This is a genomic window from Thioalkalivibrio versutus, assembly GCF_001020955.1.
Classification (GTDB): Bacteria; Pseudomonadota; Gammaproteobacteria; order Ectothiorhodospirales; family Ectothiorhodospiraceae; genus Thioalkalivibrio; species Thioalkalivibrio versutus.
Genome location: NZ_CP011367.1, coordinates 1,544,933 through 1,560,466 on the forward strand (window position 1 = coordinate 1,544,933; position 15,534 = coordinate 1,560,466).

The following is a 15,534-nucleotide window of genomic DNA, read 5'->3' on the forward strand; positions in this document are numbered from 1 at the left end:
CCCGCTCAATCGGAAGGTGGGGGCAGTGCCTCGTTTCCAGCCCGGGATGACAACGGCCGGAAGGCCACCAGGGTCATATCGTCACGCCGCGGCTCGCCGTCGCGATAATCTTCCAGCACCCGGACCACGGCATCGATCTTGGCCGACAGATCGCGGCCACTCTTGTCCGTCAGCACCTGGCGCAACCGCCGCCGACCAAACAATCGCGGCGGCTCTCCGCCGACATGATCGTGCACGCCATCGGTGATCAGGAAGAATTCGGTGCCCGGCTCCACGTCGACCTCGTGGTCAACGGGCTGGGCCGGTTCCAGGCTGCGGTAGCCAAGGCCGCCGCGTACGCCCCGGATCTCCTCGACCTCGCCGCCGCGGTCGATCAGCAACGGCAGCCCGACCCCGGCAAAGGCCAGCTTGCGGTCCTCCGGACGATACACGCAGACCGCGGCCTCCAGCCCGTCGTCCGAGTCGGAGTCATAGCCATCCTGACGCAACCGCGAGCGTACCAGTCGGTCCATCTCGCGCAGGATGGCCGAGGGCTCCAGCAAGCGGTGTTCGTGCAGGATGCGATCCAGCGCCGAGGCCACCACCAGGGTAATGAATGCACCCGGTACACCGTGGCCGGTGCAGTCCGCCACCACCAGGATGCTGTGTCCGTCGATGGCCTCGACCCAGAAGTAGTCGCCACCCACCAGGTGCAGAGGCTCCCAGTAGATCTGCACCTCGTCCATGTGACCATCGAGGGAATGCTTGTCCGGCAGCATGGCGGTCTGGATGCGGCGAGCATAGCGGATGCTCTCCACCACCAGGCGATTACTGCGTTCAAGCTCACGGTTGGCCTCGTCCACCTTGGCCAGTGCCCGTTCCGTCTCGGATTTCTCGGCCTCCAACTGCCGGGTGCGGTCCTCGACGCGCCGCTCGAGGTCCGCATTCAGGGCCTTGAGCTCGCCCCGGGCCCCGTCGCGCGCGTCCAGCCCCGCCTGAAAGGCCCGCAGCAAACGATCCAGCGAACGCCCCAGCGCCCCCAGCTCGTCGTTTTCGTGATGGCCCAGGCGCGGCATCGGCCAGTGCGCGGGCTGCTCCGGATCGGTGTCCGCCACCGCACGCGAAATCTTCAACATCGGACGGAGCATCAGCAGATAGAACAGTACAACCACCACCAGAGAGACGATCACCGCCTGGGTCACACTGGTAACGACCCCGGTCTGCAGCCGGTTGACGAAGGCCCGCCCCAGCACGCCGGGGTCCAGTTCCACGCGCAGGACGCCCACGCCCTGGATATTTCCGCGGGTACCAGGGTGGCGCAGCTCACGCTCATGGGTTTGCAGATCACCGAAGAGCCAGTGCGCCCATTCGCCACCGGTCTGGGTGCGTTCCTGGGCATCCTCCGCAAGGGTGTTGCCAAAGTCGTCGAGGATCTCGACCCGCCGGATCTTATCGAATACCAGCAGGCCCTGGACCAGGGAATCGGCCTGGGCGGCGCTCAACTGGAAGGCCGCCTCGGCGGCGGGTGGTTCTACCAGGCGTTGCAGACGGTCGATCTGTTCCCCGGTCTCGGCCCGGAAGGCATGCCAGTCCGAGGCAATGACATAGGCGCTGCTGAGAAGGCTCAGCGCCAGCGCCGCCAGCAGCGTGGCGACGGCCAGCTTGGCGACAAGGCTACGATTCCGGCGGGTGCCGCCCGCCATCACCCGCGTTCGCCGTGCATTTGCACGATGACACGGTTGCGTCCCTCGTTCTTGGCCCGATAGAGCAGGTCATCGGCCAGAGCCACCAGCTCGCCCGCGTCCGGCCACGGGTTCGTGGTGATAACCAGACCAATGGAAACCGCCAGCGCGAGCGGTTCGTCCTTCCAGTGCAGCGATGCATTCTCCACCGACGAGCGAATGCGCTCGGCCAGCGCGACTGCCGCTTCGGAATCCAGATCCGCCGCCACTACCAGGAATTCTTCCCCACCCATGCGCCCAGCGTACTGTTCCGCCCCCAGCTCGCCCCGCAGGATGTCGGCAAAGCTCTCGAGGGCGAAATCGCCGGCGGCATGGCCGTGGGTGTCGTTCAACGCCTTGAAGTCGTCGAGATCCAGCATCATCACGGTGAGCGAACGCGATTCCTCACCGACGCTATCCGCCATGCCCTCCACGCAGTCAATCACCCGGCGACGCGAGAACAGGCCGGTCAGGGCATCCTCCAGCGCCAGGCGCTCCAGCTCGGCCGTCAGGCGCTCGCGCTCGCGCACCTCGTCGGACAATGCATTGTTGAGCTGTGCCAGGTGCTCCGCCTGCTCGCGCAACTGGCGGTTGGCCTCCTGCAGATCCGCCTGCATGCGGTCGCTCATGCGCATCATGCGACGCTGCGCCCGATAGCTCTCGGAATAGGCCTTGGCGAGCACCTTCACGCCATCGCCTACCGCATCCAGCGCCTCGAGCATCTGCTCGGAGCGCTGCATGACGGACTTTTCCTGCTCGAACAGGGAGAAGTCCGCGAGCCTCTCCATTTCCTGGCCCTCCCGTGGCCGGGTAGCAGGATTCATCGGGTCCTCTCGGGAGGGGGCCTTCATGTCAGCGGACACATTCGATAGTCAGCGTGTTCGAAATCCTCGGAGAAGTCCTCGCCGAACTCCTCCATGGTCTCGTCGTCATCGTGGTAACACCAGTTGATCCGCACCTTCAGACCCGACTCGGCGCCCTCTTCCAGGATCTGGAACATGTTCATCAATGCCTTCGCAGTCGAACTGTTGAAGTAGATCATTTCCACGGTGAACTCCACCTCGTCGCTGGCCCGGTCCTCGATCGCCTGCCGCAACCCCTGAGTCAGCGGGCCGTAGAAGTTCGCGGCATCTTCCGGATACGACTCGCCGGACAGCCGGTACTGCCCCGCCGCGAAATCGAAAACGACGGCCGGGGTGCGGTCGGTTGCCTTGTGTTCAATGGTCTCGACGACTGCCATCAGATATAGGCCTTCAGGACAAAATAGGATTGCGCATCGGAGAGATGCTGAAAGTCGAACTGGATTGGCTCGCTTGCCCGGCGTGCGATCTCGATCAGGCCGATGCTGCCGCCCTTGCTGCCTTCGTCCGGTGGTTCCCGCAGCTTTTCCTTGTAAAAGCGGCGCAACTCATCGCTGTCCATGCCCGCGAGCTCACGCAGGCGCACGGCCAGGGTGTCGGCATCCTTGCGCCCGATCACGTTGCCGCAAATGACGAAGAAGCGGCCGTTTTCCGACCCGACGGTAATCATCCCGGAGCTCAGCTCGACGGGGGGCTCCGCGTCGTGCTCGATACGCTCCGCCGAATAGCGAATCACGTTCTGCACCTGTTCCACGAATACCGAAAAGACGCGGTTCACGGTCTTCGTATCGGTGGACTCCAGTCGGATTTTCTGCCGCAGTGCATCCCCCAGGGCCTTCAGGATGCCCTCGGAAATGTAGCCAGTGAACGAAAAGATGATCCCGCGCCGCGTCATGTTGCGCTGAAAGCCCAGCACCTCCTCGGCGATCAGGGCCGACGATTCCGTCCGGGCCTCGGCTGCGTCAGTCATTGCGCTCTCCATTGCTGTCCAGGACATCCTCCACGATGGCCGCATAGCGCCCGTCCGCACGCATCGCATCCAGTTCCTCCTGCATGCGATCCAGCGGGGCTCGCGCGGTTTCCGGGTGGCAGGCCAGGGACATCACGGTATCGTTGAAGGCGAACAGGGACCGGAGTTCACCGATCCCCTCCTGACGGGCATACCACGGGGCCAGATGTTCACCGCTGACCCATACATCGATCCGGTTGGCCGCAAGCTTGCGCGCATTCAGCCGGTCATTCGGTGCGGTATCCACGGGGATGCCCCGGCCCTCAACGAAGAGCGCCACGGCATCGTCTCGATAGCCCCCGACGCGGTAGCGTTCCAGATCCTCCAGAGACTGCGCGTCCACATCGGACCCCTCCAGCACGAACGCATGCCACTGGTTTTCCACGAGAGGACCGACCCAGGTGAACAGGTCTTCACGTTCGGAGGTGCGCGTGGTGGAAAAGACGCAGGTACCAGGGTCCGACTGAGCCTCGGCGTAGGCCCGACTCCACGGCAGCAGGCGGATCTCGGCGTCCACCTGGGCGACATCCAGCAGGGCATCCATCACCCGGATGGAGATCCCGTCCAGCTCGCCGGTTTCCGTCTCGAAATTGAACGGGGGGTAGCTCTCGGTCGTGAGCATCAGCGAGTCCGCGGCCAGAGGCGCGGCCAGCAACATCCCGGCCGCCAGCACCCCCATGCCCGTACGTCGTCCGCATTGTGCCGCGAAACCTGTCACGTACCGCTCACCCGCACCCCTGAATACGACCCAAGAATTGTCCGATTTGGACAGGCGCGTCAACTCCCAGCGTGAACCAACCCGGGCCAGAGCACCGCCACAATCGCTCCATCCAGCTGACACAAAAGCGGAACCCGGTTGCGTTCCCAGGGGGCGATCCCGCGCTCCTGCATCAGCTTTTTCAGGGATCGGCGCCCGGCGGGGGTGGCGACCACCTCGCCCCCGCTTCGATAGCTAACGGTGAGGGCGGCCTCGCGGTCAACGCCGAGCCGCGGCAGCATCTCCCGGGTCAGGCGGCGCCCGTCTGCCAGAATCAGTTCCGGCTGACCGGCCGGCCAGGGCTGTTCGGGCGGCGGACCCGCAGCCTCCTCCTTCGGCCCGGCGTGCAGCTGATCGCGATAACGCCGCATCCATCCGCCATCCCATTCCACGGCGGGGGAGGCCTCGGGGTTGTCCACGAGGACCTGGCGCAGGAATTCACCCAGGCGGTCGTGGCCGGGCGGCCGAAGGCCCTGCTCGCGCAGCCAGTACCGTAGCAGGCCACGCTGGTTATCCGCGTCGAGCCCGCGCAAACCCTGAAGGTCCAGGCTGCCGGTCAGCCGATCCCGCACTTCTTCCAGAAGCTCGCCGAAATGCTGACGGAGCTGGCCGACCGCCTCCTGCTGCCAGGCAGCAGCGCGCGCCAGCCCGGCCGCGCCATCAAATCGCTCCCGCAACAAGGGCAGCACCGACTGGCGCAGGAAATTGCGGTCGAATCGGGGATCTTGATTGCTGGGATCGTCATACCAGTCGAGGCCCTCCTGCTCCGCCAACGCGGCCAGTGCCTCGCGGGGCAGGCCCAGCAAGGGTCGCCCCAGCCAGGTCTCGCCCTCGCGGCGCAGCGGCCGCATCGCCTGCAGCCCTTCGGGCCCGCTGCCGCGCAGGGCGGCCAGCAGGAACGTTTCTGCCTGATCGTCCGCATGCTGCGCGGCCAGGATGATGCCCGTAGCGTCCAGCCCTTCGCGCAGCATCGCATAGCGTGCCTCGCGCGCCGCGGCCTCCACGCCGGAGCCACGGGTGTCGAGTGAGCCGAGGGTACGGAGCCGGAACGGGCAGTTCAGTGCCTGTGCAAAGGCGCGGCAGTGCTCGACCTGCTCGCCGGAGTCCGGACGCAGGCGATGATCCACGTGCATGGCCTCGAGGTTGGGGATACCCAGGCGCACCGCGGCGTGGAGCAGCACGGTCGAGTCGAGACCGCCGCTGAAGGCGATGCGCACCTGGCGATAGCCGGGATGCGCCTGGAGGAAGTCCCGCAGCGCCGCGGCTACAGGATCGAGCGCCCCGGCACCGGGATCAGGAAGCGGCTTCCTGGAAGGCACCGTAATCCATCAGCCGGCGATAGCGCCGCTCCAGGCGCTTGCCCGGGTCCAGCCCTTCCAGGCCGTCCAGGGTTTCCAGAAGCGCGGCGCGCAGACTGGAGGACATGGTGTCGGGGTCGCGGTGGGCACCGCCCAGGGGTTCCGGCACGATGCGGTCCACCAGCCCCAGCTCGCGCAGCCGTTCCGATGTGATGCCCAGGGCCTCCGCGGCCTCCGAGGCCTTTTCGGCGCTCTTCCAGAGGATGGAGGCACAGCCCTCCGGCGAAATCACCGAGTAGGTCGAGTACTGCAACATCAGGGTGGCGTCGCCCACCCCGATCGCGAGGGCCCCACCGGAGCCGCCTTCGCCGATCACCGTGGCGATGATCGGCGTGTCGAGGCGCGCCATCACTCGCAGGTTGCGCGCGATCGCCTCGCTCTGGCCACGTTCTTCCGCCCCGACCCCCGGGTAGGCACCCGGCGTGTCGATGAAGGTGAGCACGGGCATGCGAAAGCGCTCGGCCATCTCCATCAAGCGCAGGGCCTTGCGGTAGCCCTCCGGACGCGGCATGCCAAAGTTGCGGTAGACCTTGTCGCGGGTCTGGCGTCCCTTCTGGTGCCCGATCAGCATCACCGGCCGTCCGTCCAGGCGCGCCACGCCGCCCACGATCGCCGGGTCGTCGCCAAACGCCCGGTCGCCATGCAGTTCCTCGAACTCGTCGAACAAGTCGGGAATGTAATCAAGGGTGTAGGGTCGCCGCGGATGCCGCGACATCTGCGAGACCTGCCACGGGGTCAGCTTGGCGAAGATGCTCTCGGTCAACGACCGGCACTTGCCTTCCAGGCGCTGGATCTCTTCCTGGATGTTGACCTCGGCATCGTCGCCGACATAGCGCAGATCGCGGATCTTCGCTTCCAGTTCGGCAATGGGCTGTTCGAAGTCGAGAAAGTCCGGATTCATGCAGGGTCCCGAAGACTTGGTTGTGGATACCGACGAAGGACGCGAATTGTAACCAATTGCGGCGATCCCCGCTCCCGGACCGGTGATGCCTTGCTCCACCTACCGGCCGTAGAGCACCTCGGCCTCGCAACCCGGACCCAACGACTGCTGAATGCCGCGCAACAGCCGCTCGTCCGGGCGGATGGTCCATCCCTCCGGCAGGCTGATATCCGCCTCCAGCCCGTCACGGCGATAGCACAGGTGCACGCGGCAAGGCCCCTCACGATGCGGCTCCATCAGCCCGCGCAAATGGGCCACCTGCTCGGGAACCACCCCTTCCAGGCACAGGTGCAGCGCGCGGGCCCACTGGACCCGCGCTTCGTCCAGGCTGTACACGGTACGGGCCCGCATACGGATCCCGCCGGCATAGTCGTCAAGCGTGACCGTACCCTCCGCGACCAGCAGGGCATCCGGCTCCAGGCGGTCCTTGTAGGTAGTGAAGTCGTCGTTGAACAACACTACCTCGGCCCGCCCGCTGCGGTCGTCCAGGGTGACGATGCCCATGCGCCCGCTCTGCGTGTTGCGCACTCGCACCCCGACGATCAGACCGGCGATGCGCACGGTTTCCTGCTTGCCCCGCCATTTCTGGCCCTGGGGCTCGTCCGGGCGATCCTCCAGCTTGGCCTCCAGCGCCTGCAGCGTGGTGCCGGTCAGGCGCAGCATCTCGGCGCGGTAGCGCTCCACCGGGTGGCCGGTCAGATAAAGCCCCAGGGTGTCCTTCTCGCCGCGCAGACGATCGTCGTCCTCCATCTCGGCCAGGGTCGCACTATCCGGGATCACGGCCGCAGCCGGATCCCCGAACAGGTCCACCACACCCAGATTGGCATTGCGCTCGCTCTGTTCGGCTGCCGCGACCGCCATCGGGATGTCGTTCAGCAGCGTCGCACGGTTGGCGCCGATCCGATCCATCGCGCCGGCGCGCACCAGCGTCTCCAGCACACGCTTGTTCAGCTTGCCGAGATCCACCCGCTGGCACAGGTCCACCAGCCCGTGGAATTCACCGCCCTCGCCGCGCGCCTTGAGCAGGGTGTCGATGGCCGACTCCCCAACGCCCTTGATCGCGCCCAGGCCGTAGACCACTGTCTGCGCGTCGTGGCAGGTAAAGCGGTAGTCCGACTGATTGACGTCCGGCGGCAGGACCTCCAGGCCCATGTTGCGGCATTCCTCGATCAGCCCCACCACCTTGTCGGTGTTGTCCATGTCCGCGGACAGCACCGCCGCCATGAACGGCGCCGGATAATGCGCCTTGAGCCAGGCGGTCTGGTAGGCAACCAGGGCATAGGCCGCGGAGTGCGACTTGTTGAAGCCGTAGCCCGCGAATTTCTCCATCAGGTCGAAGATGTAGGTCGCAACCCCTTCATCCACACCGCGCCCCAGTGCACCCTCGAGGAAGATCTCGCGTTGCTTGGCCATCTCCTCGGGCTTCTTCTTGCCCATCGCGCGGCGCAACAGATCCGCACCACCCAGCGTGTAATTGCCCAGCACCTGGGCGATCTGCATCACCTGCTCCTGGTACAGGATCACGCCGTAGGTGGGCTGGAGAATGGGTTCCAGATCCGGATGCGGGTATTCCACTTGGGCACGACCGTGCTTGCGGTCGATGAAGTCGTCCACCATGCCCGACTGCAGCGGGCCCGGGCGGTAGAGCGCCACCAGCGCGATGATCTCCTCGAAGCTGTCCGGCTGCAGGCGGCGGATCAGGTCCTTCATGCCTCCGGATTCCAGCTGGAACACGGCGGTGGTCTGGTAGTCCTTCAGCAGGCGGAAGGTCTCGGCGTCATCCAGCGGGATGGCGTCGAGATCGACCTGTACCGCGGCATCCATCTTGCGGACGTTGTCCACCGCCCAGTCGATGATGGTGAGCGTGCGCAGGCCGAGGAAGTCGAACTTCACCAGACCGACCGCCTCGACGTCATCCTTGTCGAAGTGGGTCACCAGCGAGCCGCCATCGTCCTCGCAGTACAGCGGCGAGAAATCGGTCAGCGCCGACGGCGCAATCACCACCCCGCCGGCATGCTTGCCCGCGTTCCGGGTGAGGCCCTCGAGTTTCTGCGCGAGATCGATGATCGCGCGCACCTCCTCGTCTTCGTCGTACTGCGTCTTGAGGTCCGCGCTCTCGGTCAGGGCCTTTTGCAGGGTCATGCCCAGCTCGAACGGGATCAGCTTGGCAATGCGGTCGACGAAACCGTAGCCATGGCCCAGCACACGCCCGACGTCGCGCACCACCGCCTTGGCGGCCATGGTGCCGTGGGTGATGATCTGCGAGACCTTGTCGCGCCCGTAGCGCTCGGCGACGTAGTCGATCACGTCGTCGCGTCGCTCCATGCAGAAGTCGACATCGAAGTCGGGCATGGAGACACGTTCAGGGTTGAGAAATCGCTCGAACAGAAGATCGTAACGCAATGGATCCAGGTCGGTAATGCCCAGCGCATAGGCCACCAGAGAACCCGCACCGGAGCCACGACCCGGGCCCACGGGGATGCCATTGTCCTTGGCCCACTGGATGAAGTCCGCCACGATCAGGAAGTACCCGGGGAAACCCATCTGGCAGATCACGTCCAGCTCGCGCTGCAAGCGCGCCTCGTAATCCGCCGCCGGCGCGAAGCAGAAGCGCTCCAGGCGCCCCGCCAACCCCTGCGCCGAGGTCTCGCGCAGGTGGTCTTCGACCGTATAGCCCTCGGGAACCGGGAAGTCCGGCAGGACCGACTCGCCCAGGGTCAGGCTCACCGAACAGCGCCGCGCGATCGCCACACTGTTGGCCAGGGCCTCGGGGATATCCGCGAACCGCTCCGCCATCTCCTCGGGTGTACGCAGATACTGCGCCTCCGAGTAACGGCGCGGGCGTCGCGGGTCGTCCAGGGTCACGCCGTCATGGATGCAGACGCGCGCCTCGTGGGCCTCGAAGTCCTCGGGCCGCAGGAAGCGAACATCATTGGTGGCCACCACCGGCAGATCGAAGGCCTCGGCCGCGGCCAGCGCCTGTTCGATCCAGGCCTCTTCGCCCGGGCGGTCGCTACGCACCAGTTCCAGATAGAAGCGACCCGGGAAGCGCTGCATCCACGGCTCGAGATCCTCGGCCAACAGCGCGCGCGCAGCCCCCGAACCGTTCACGAATAACCCGTCGATCCCGCCAGACAATGCGATCAGGCCCTCGGCGGCCGCATCCAGCCAGGCGCAGTCCACCCGCGGAATGCCCTTTTCCTGGCCTTCCTGCCAGGCGCGCGAGATCAGCCGGGTCAGATTGCGGTAACCCGGATCGTTCTGCGCCAGCAGGGTCATGCGCGCCAGGCTGCCGTCGGCGCGGGCATCGCGCACCAGAACGTCCGCACCGATGATGGGCTGCACACCCTTTGCGATCGCGGCACGGTAGAACTTCACCAGCCCGAACAGGTTGCAGTGATCGGTCACTGCGACGGCCGGCATCCCGCCCTCGGCCACCGCGTTCACCAGTGGCTTCAGGCGGACCAGCCCGTCGATCAGGGAATACTCCGAATGCACCCGCAGGTGTACGAAACCGGGATGGCCTTCGCTCATGCCCCCATCTCCTGTTCACGGGCCGCCAGCGCACGCGCTACCGGGCCGAAACTACGGCGGTGTTGCGGGCACGGCCCCAACCGTTCCAGGGCCTCGCGATGCGCCACCGTGGGGTAGCCGGAATGGCGATCGAAGCCGTAATCGGGGTAGTCGTGATGCAGATCGCGCAACCAGCCGTCGCGCGCCACCTTCGCGACGATGGAGGCGGCGCTGATCGCAGCCACCGAGCCATCCCCGCCGACGATCGCCTCGGCAGTCCAGGGACCCTGCGGTGTGAAGCGCCCGTCCACCAGCAGATGTGCCGGCGCGATGGCGAGCCCGGCCGCCGCTCGCTGCATGGCGAGCAGCGTCGCATGATGGATGTTCAGTTCATCGATCTCCGCCGCCTCGGCCCGGCCCAGCGACCATGCCAGCGCGTCGGCACGGATCTGCACGTCCAGCGTCTCGCGGCGTTTCGCGCTGAGCTTCTTGGAGTCGGTCAAGCCGGGGCAGGTGTAGCCTTCCGGCAGGATGACGGCGGCCGCCACGACCGGCCCGGCCAGCGGCCCGCGCCCCACTTCGTCCACGCCGGCGACGTAGCGCTGCGCTGCCTCTAAATCGGACATGGAGTCTCCACCACGGTGAACTGCGGGCAATCGCCCGAACGCGAACATGCGCCGCGCCGGGGATCCGTTACAATAGCGCCGAAAATCCTAGCACACCCCCTCCGGATCCGAGCCTACTCATGTCCCAATCTCCGTTACGCTGCGCCGCTATCGGCGTGGGCCATCTTGGCAAATGGCATGCCGCCAAATACGCCGCGCTGCCGGACACCGAACTGGTTGCCGTGGTCGATGCCGATTCCGAAACCGCCAGCCGCGTCGCGGCGGAGCACGGCTGCCGCGCGGAGACCGACCATCGCGCCCTGATCCGTCAGGTCGATGCGGTCTCCATCGCCGCGCCGACCACCCTGCACTTCGACATCGCCCGGGACTTCCTCGAGGCCGGTTGTCATGTCCTGGTCGAGAAGCCGATTACCGCCACCCTGGAGCAGGCCGAGACGCTGAACCAGATCGCCGAGCAACAGGGCGTCGTCCTCCAGGTCGGGCACCTGGAACGCTTCAATGCCGCGCTACGCCGACTGACCGAGACCCCGTTGCACCCGCGGTTTATCGAGTCGCACCGCCTGGCGCCCTACAAGCCGCGCGCCACCGACGTGTCGGTCGTGCTCGATCTGATGATCCACGACATCGACATCATCCTGTCGCTGGTGGATGCCCCGCTGACCGACATTCGCGCCTCCGGCGCCCGCGTGCTGACCGGCGACATCGACATCGCCAATGCCCGACTGGAATTCGCGGACGGCTGCGTAGCCAACGTGACATCCAGTCGCATCAGCACCAAGTCCGAGCGCCGCATGCGCATCTTCCAGTCACATGCCTACGCCTCGGTGGACTTCCAGAACCGCATCCTGTCGCTGAACCACATTGGCGAACCCGATCCGGAGACGGGAGCCCCTGCGATTCACCGCACGGAGAGTGTCTTCGACGAGGCGGATGCCCTGCTGGCCGAGATCCAGGCCTTTGTCGCCGCCGTGCGCGGTCAGGGACCGGTCGTGGTCAGCGGCCGTGACGGCCAGCGGGCCCTGGAAACGGCAAGCCGCATCACCGACCTGGTCTACGAAAACCTGAACATCATGAGCCGGGCCGACGGTCCGCACAGCCACCTCGAAGGAGTCAAGCCGTGATCCCGATGGTCGACCTGCAGCGCCAGTACCAGACCCTGCGCCCCGAAATCGATGCCGCGCTACAGGACGTGCTGGCCGGTGCGCGGTTTATCCTCGGCCCCAACGTCCAGACCCTGGAGCAGGAGCTCGCCGAGTACCTGGGCGTGGAACACGCGATCACCTGTGCCTCCGGCACGGATGCCCTGCATCTGGCGCTGGCCGCGGCCGGCATCGGCCCGGGCGACGAGGTCATCACCACCCCGTTTACCTTCATTGCCACCGCCGAGGCGATCCGTTATGTCGGGGCCGACCCGGTATTCGTGGACATCGACCCGCGGACCTTCAACATCGACCCGGACCAGGTCGAGGCGGCCATCACCGAGCGCACCCGCGCGATCCTGCCGGTCCACCTGTTCGGCCAGCCGGCCGACATGCCGCGCCTGCAGGCCATCGCCGAGAAACACAAGGTGATGATCGTCGAGGATTGCGCACAGTCCTTCGGCGCGACGGTCGATGGCGTACAGACCGGCGCCGCCACCGCCTTCGGCTGTTTTTCGTTCTTCCCCAGCAAGAACCTCGGGGCCTTCGGCGACGGGGGTCTGGTGACCACCAACTGCCCGTCTGCCGCCGATACCCTGCGCCGATTGCGCAACCACGGTTCCAGCGTGCGCTACTACCACGACGAGATCGGCTACAACAGCCGCCTGGACGAGATGCAGGCGGCGATCCTGCGGGTGAAGCTGCCGCATATCGACACCTACAACGCAGAACGCCGCCGGGTGGCGGCACGTTATCGCGACGGCCTGGCCGGGCTGCCGGTCGAGGTTCCGTTCGAGGACGGCATCGGGGTCCACGTCTACCACCAGTACACGCTGCTGACCGATCATCGCGACGCGATCATGGAGGCCCTCAAGGCCGCGGACGTGGCCTGCGCGATCTACTACCCGGTACCCCTGCATCAGCAAAAGGCCTTCGCCGATCTCCCGAACCGGCCGGAATCGCTGCCCGTCACCGAAGACGTCGCCGCGCGCTGTCTGTCCCTGCCGGTGTTCCCGGAACTCGAGGATGCGACCATCGACATGATCTGCGGGAAGATCCGCGCCGCCCTCGCGTGACGCCACGCGACATCGCTTCCACAGGGGGCCTCAATCGGTCATGACGCAGCATGTCGTGATCTGCGCCGGCGAAAGCTCCGGTGACGCACTCGGGGCGGGGCTGGTCCACGAACTCTCGGGGCTGGAGCCCGGTCTCCGCTACACGGGCATGGGCGGGACGCAGATGCGCGCCGCCGGGGTCGACACCCTGATCGACGTCTCCGAACTGGCCGTGGTGGGCCTGGTTGATGTGCTGGTCAACTACCCGCGCCTGCGCCGCCTGTTCCGGCGCATGTGCCAGCACCTGGAGACCCAACGCCCGGACCTGCTGGTCCTGGTGGACTATGTGGAGTTCAACCTGCGCCTGGCTGCCCACGCCCGCCGCCTCGGTATCCGCGTGCTGTTCTATGTCAGCCCGCAGCTGTGGGCGTGGCGTTCGGGCCGGATCAAGCGCATCCAGCGCAGCGTGGACGCGATGGCGGTACTTTTTCCCTTCGAGACCGACGTCTACGAGAAGGCCGGGGTGCCAGTACGCTATGTCGGAAACCCGCTTGTGGATCGGGTGCAGCCGCCCCAACAGCCGATTCGCGAACAGCTTGGCCTCGCGGCCAACACGCGCCTGGTCGGGCTTCTCCCCGGCAGCCGCAACGGCGAACTGAAGCGCCACTGGCCCATGCTCGTGGACACCGCCCGCCGCCTCCACGGATCGCACCCGGACATCCAGTTCGTGGCCTCCATGGCGCCGGGGGTCACCACGGAACACTTGGGGGCCCTCGCCACCTGTGACGATCTCCCCGTCCATTTCGTGGGCGGCGACACCGCCACCCACTCCCTGATGGCGGGGGCGGATCTATTGCTGATCGCCTCGGGCACGGCAACCCTGGAGGCCGGTCTGCTCCAGGCCCCGATGCTGGTGTTCTACCGCATGGGCACCCTAAGCCACGCCGTCTTCTCGCGTCTCGTGCGGGTCGAGAACATCGCCCTGGTCAACATCGTGGGCGGCGAACGCCTGGTGCCCGAGTACCTGCAACAGCAGGCCACCGCCGAGCGCCTGGCCAGCGACGCCGCGGATCTGCTCGACCGCCCCGCGGCCCTGGAAGCGATGCGCGATCGCCTGGCGCAGGTGCGCGATCGCCTGGGCAATGGTGGAGCCGACCGCCGCGTGGCCGAAATGGCGCAGGAACTCCTGCACCACGGCCAACTAAGGGACAGCGAGAAGCCGATCTAAGGGCGACGGTTCGTTTGGGAAGCAACCCCTTGGGCAGCACGCAGGGTTCTGTCCCGCGGCGACCGCGTCAGTGCGGACGACCGCCGCGCAGAATGCCGCGACGACTGCCGCGCACGAAACCGATCAGATTGCGCACTTCGGGCACCTCGGTCTCCTCGAACATGGCGTCCAGATGACTCTCGCGCCCGGCACGTCCACGCATTCCCTGGATGAATACCCGGTGCAGCGCCTGAATGGCGTCATTGGAGAAACCGTTGCGCTTGAGGCCAACCTTGTTGATCCCGATCAGCCGCGCATAGTTGCCGCTCGCCAGGCAATACGGCGGGAGGTCACGGTTCAGCGCCGCACCCATGCTGGTGAAGGCGTAGGTGCCGACGCGACAGAACTGATGCACCAGGGTGAACCCACCCAGCGTTGCGTGATCCTGGATCTCCACGTGCCCGGCAAGCGAAGTGGCATTGGAGAAGATGATGCCGTTCCCGATGGTGCAGTCGTGCGCGATGTGGACATACGCCATGATCAGGTTGTCGTGCCCGATGACCGTCTCACCCAGGCCCTTCTCGGTTCCGCGGTGCAGCGTTACCGACTCCCGAATCACATTGCGATCGCCGATGATCAGCCGCGTGGGTTCACCCCGATAGCTGGTGTCCTGTGGCTCCTCCCCGATCGAGGAGAACTGAAAGATTCGGTTTTCCCGCCCGATCTCGGTCGGTCCATTGATCACCACATGCGGGCCCACCCAGGTATCCGCGCCGATCTTCACATTGGCACCGATGACCGAGAACGGCCCGATCGTCACCGAGCTGTCGATCTCGGCGCTCGGGTGGACGTCCGCGCGCGGATCGATCACGCCGGGATTTCCTGACCGGAACACATGAGCTGCGCCGTGGCGCACACGTCGTCGCCCACCTTCGCGACCGCGTCGAAGCGCCAGATGCCCCGCACCGTACGCTTCAGATCGACCCGCAGGTGGAGTTGATCCCCGGGTACCACCTGGCGCCGAAAGCGCGCCTCGTCGATCCCGACAAACAGGTATAGCTGCTGCTTGTCCTGGTTCTCGTTACGCGCCTCTTCGGTCTTGAACGCGAGCAGGCCGGTGGCCTGTGCCAGGGCCTCGAGGATCAGAACCCCGGGCATCACCGGCTTGATCGGGAAGTGCCCCTGGAAATACGGTTCGTTGATGCTGACGTTCTTGATCCCCGTCAGATAGCTGCCCGCCTCCCACTCCAGCACCCGATCCACCATCAGGAACGGGTAACGATGCGGCAGGTAGCGCATGATCTCCTGGACATTAAAGTCATCCACGCCGGTGTCCTTTCTCTTGATCTTGTTGTGCCGCATCCGGACCG

General features: G+C 66.0%; 14 protein-coding genes. 3 read left to right on the forward strand and 11 right to left on the reverse strand.

Annotated elements, in window-relative coordinates:
• Window positions 1–5 precede the first annotated feature (5 nt).
• From TVD_RS07165 to rnhB, 9 genes are all read right to left on the reverse strand, one after another.
• Window positions 6–1,682, reverse strand: a complete 1,677-nt coding sequence (locus tag TVD_RS07165) for a SpoIIE family protein phosphatase (RefSeq protein WP_018650084.1) — start codon at window positions 1,680–1,682, stop codon at window positions 6–8.
• Entirely contained in the window at window positions 1,682–2,488 is an 807-nt protein-coding gene (locus tag TVD_RS07170) for a GGDEF domain-containing protein (protein ID WP_018169854.1), read from the reverse strand. The genes TVD_RS07165 and TVD_RS07170 overlap by 1 nt, the downstream gene beginning before the upstream one ends.
• Before the next feature lie 59 nt (window positions 2,489–2,547).
• Window positions 2,548–2,940, reverse strand: a complete 393-nt coding sequence (locus tag TVD_RS07175) for a DUF1987 domain-containing protein (protein WP_018169855.1) — start codon at window positions 2,938–2,940, stop codon at window positions 2,548–2,550.
• Window positions 2,940–3,530, reverse strand: coding sequence for a SiaB family protein kinase (locus TVD_RS07180; protein ID WP_018145593.1), 591 nt, complete (start codon window positions 3,528–3,530; stop codon window positions 2,940–2,942). Before TVD_RS07180 ends, TVD_RS07175 begins: the two co-directional genes overlap by 1 nt.
• On the reverse strand, window positions 3,523–4,248 hold the full coding sequence (locus TVD_RS07185) for a substrate-binding periplasmic protein (RefSeq protein WP_018169856.1): 726 nt from the start codon (window positions 4,246–4,248) through the stop codon (window positions 3,523–3,525). The genes TVD_RS07180 and TVD_RS07185 overlap by 8 nt, the downstream gene beginning before the upstream one ends.
• A 98-nt stretch (window positions 4,249–4,346) precedes the next feature.
• Complete coding sequence (gene tilS, locus TVD_RS07190) at window positions 4,347–5,543, reverse strand: tRNA lysidine(34) synthetase TilS (RefSeq protein ID WP_018650083.1); 1,197 nt, start codon at window positions 5,541–5,543, stop codon at window positions 4,347–4,349.
• Between the two features lie 76 nt (window positions 5,544–5,619).
• Complete coding sequence (locus tag TVD_RS07195; protein ID WP_018145590.1) at window positions 5,620–6,585, reverse strand: acetyl-CoA carboxylase carboxyltransferase subunit alpha; 966 nt, start codon at window positions 6,583–6,585, stop codon at window positions 5,620–5,622.
• A gap of 99 nt (window positions 6,586–6,684) precedes the next feature.
• Window positions 6,685–10,158: a DNA polymerase III subunit alpha gene (dnaE, locus tag TVD_RS07200; RefSeq protein ID WP_047251213.1), complete on the reverse strand. Its 3,474-nt coding sequence runs from the start codon at window positions 10,156–10,158 to the stop codon at window positions 6,685–6,687.
• A complete protein-coding gene (gene rnhB / locus TVD_RS07205; RefSeq protein ID WP_018145588.1) occupies window positions 10,155–10,763 on the reverse strand; it encodes a ribonuclease HII in 609 nt (202 codons plus the stop codon). The genes dnaE and rnhB overlap by 4 nt, the downstream gene beginning before the upstream one ends.
• A gap of 119 nt (window positions 10,764–10,882) precedes the next feature.
• Here rnhB and TVD_RS07210 point away from each other — a divergent pair, with 119 nt between their 5' ends.
• Genes TVD_RS07210 through lpxB form a run of 3 tightly spaced genes read left to right on the forward strand, consistent with a single transcriptional unit; the run spans window position 10,883 to window position 14,185 of the window.
• Complete coding sequence (locus TVD_RS07210; RefSeq protein ID WP_047251214.1) at window positions 10,883–11,884, forward strand: Gfo/Idh/MocA family protein; 1,002 nt, start codon at window positions 10,883–10,885, stop codon at window positions 11,882–11,884.
• On the forward strand, window positions 11,881–12,978 hold the full coding sequence (locus TVD_RS07215) for a DegT/DnrJ/EryC1/StrS family aminotransferase (RefSeq protein WP_018951937.1): 1,098 nt from the start codon (window positions 11,881–11,883) through the stop codon (window positions 12,976–12,978). The genes TVD_RS07210 and TVD_RS07215 overlap by 4 nt, the downstream gene beginning before the upstream one ends.
• 40 nt (window positions 12,979–13,018) lie before the next feature.
• Window positions 13,019–14,185 carry a lipid-A-disaccharide synthase gene (lpxB, locus tag TVD_RS07220; protein WP_047251215.1) on the forward strand — a complete coding sequence of 389 codons (1,167 nt, stop codon included), beginning with the start codon at window positions 13,019–13,021 and terminating at the stop codon, window positions 14,183–14,185.
• A gap of 67 nt (window positions 14,186–14,252) precedes the next feature.
• On the opposite strand, the gene lpxA is transcribed toward lpxB, so the two are convergent.
• Window positions 14,253–15,035, reverse strand: a complete 783-nt coding sequence (gene lpxA, locus TVD_RS07225) for an acyl-ACP--UDP-N-acetylglucosamine O-acyltransferase (protein ID WP_018145584.1) — start codon at window positions 15,033–15,035, stop codon at window positions 14,253–14,255.
• Window positions 15,032–15,526: a 3-hydroxyacyl-ACP dehydratase FabZ gene (gene fabZ / locus TVD_RS07230; protein ID WP_018145583.1), complete on the reverse strand. Its 495-nt coding sequence runs from the start codon at window positions 15,524–15,526 to the stop codon at window positions 15,032–15,034. Before fabZ ends, lpxA begins: the two co-directional genes overlap by 4 nt.
• Between the last annotated feature and the right edge of the window lie 8 nt (window positions 15,527–15,534).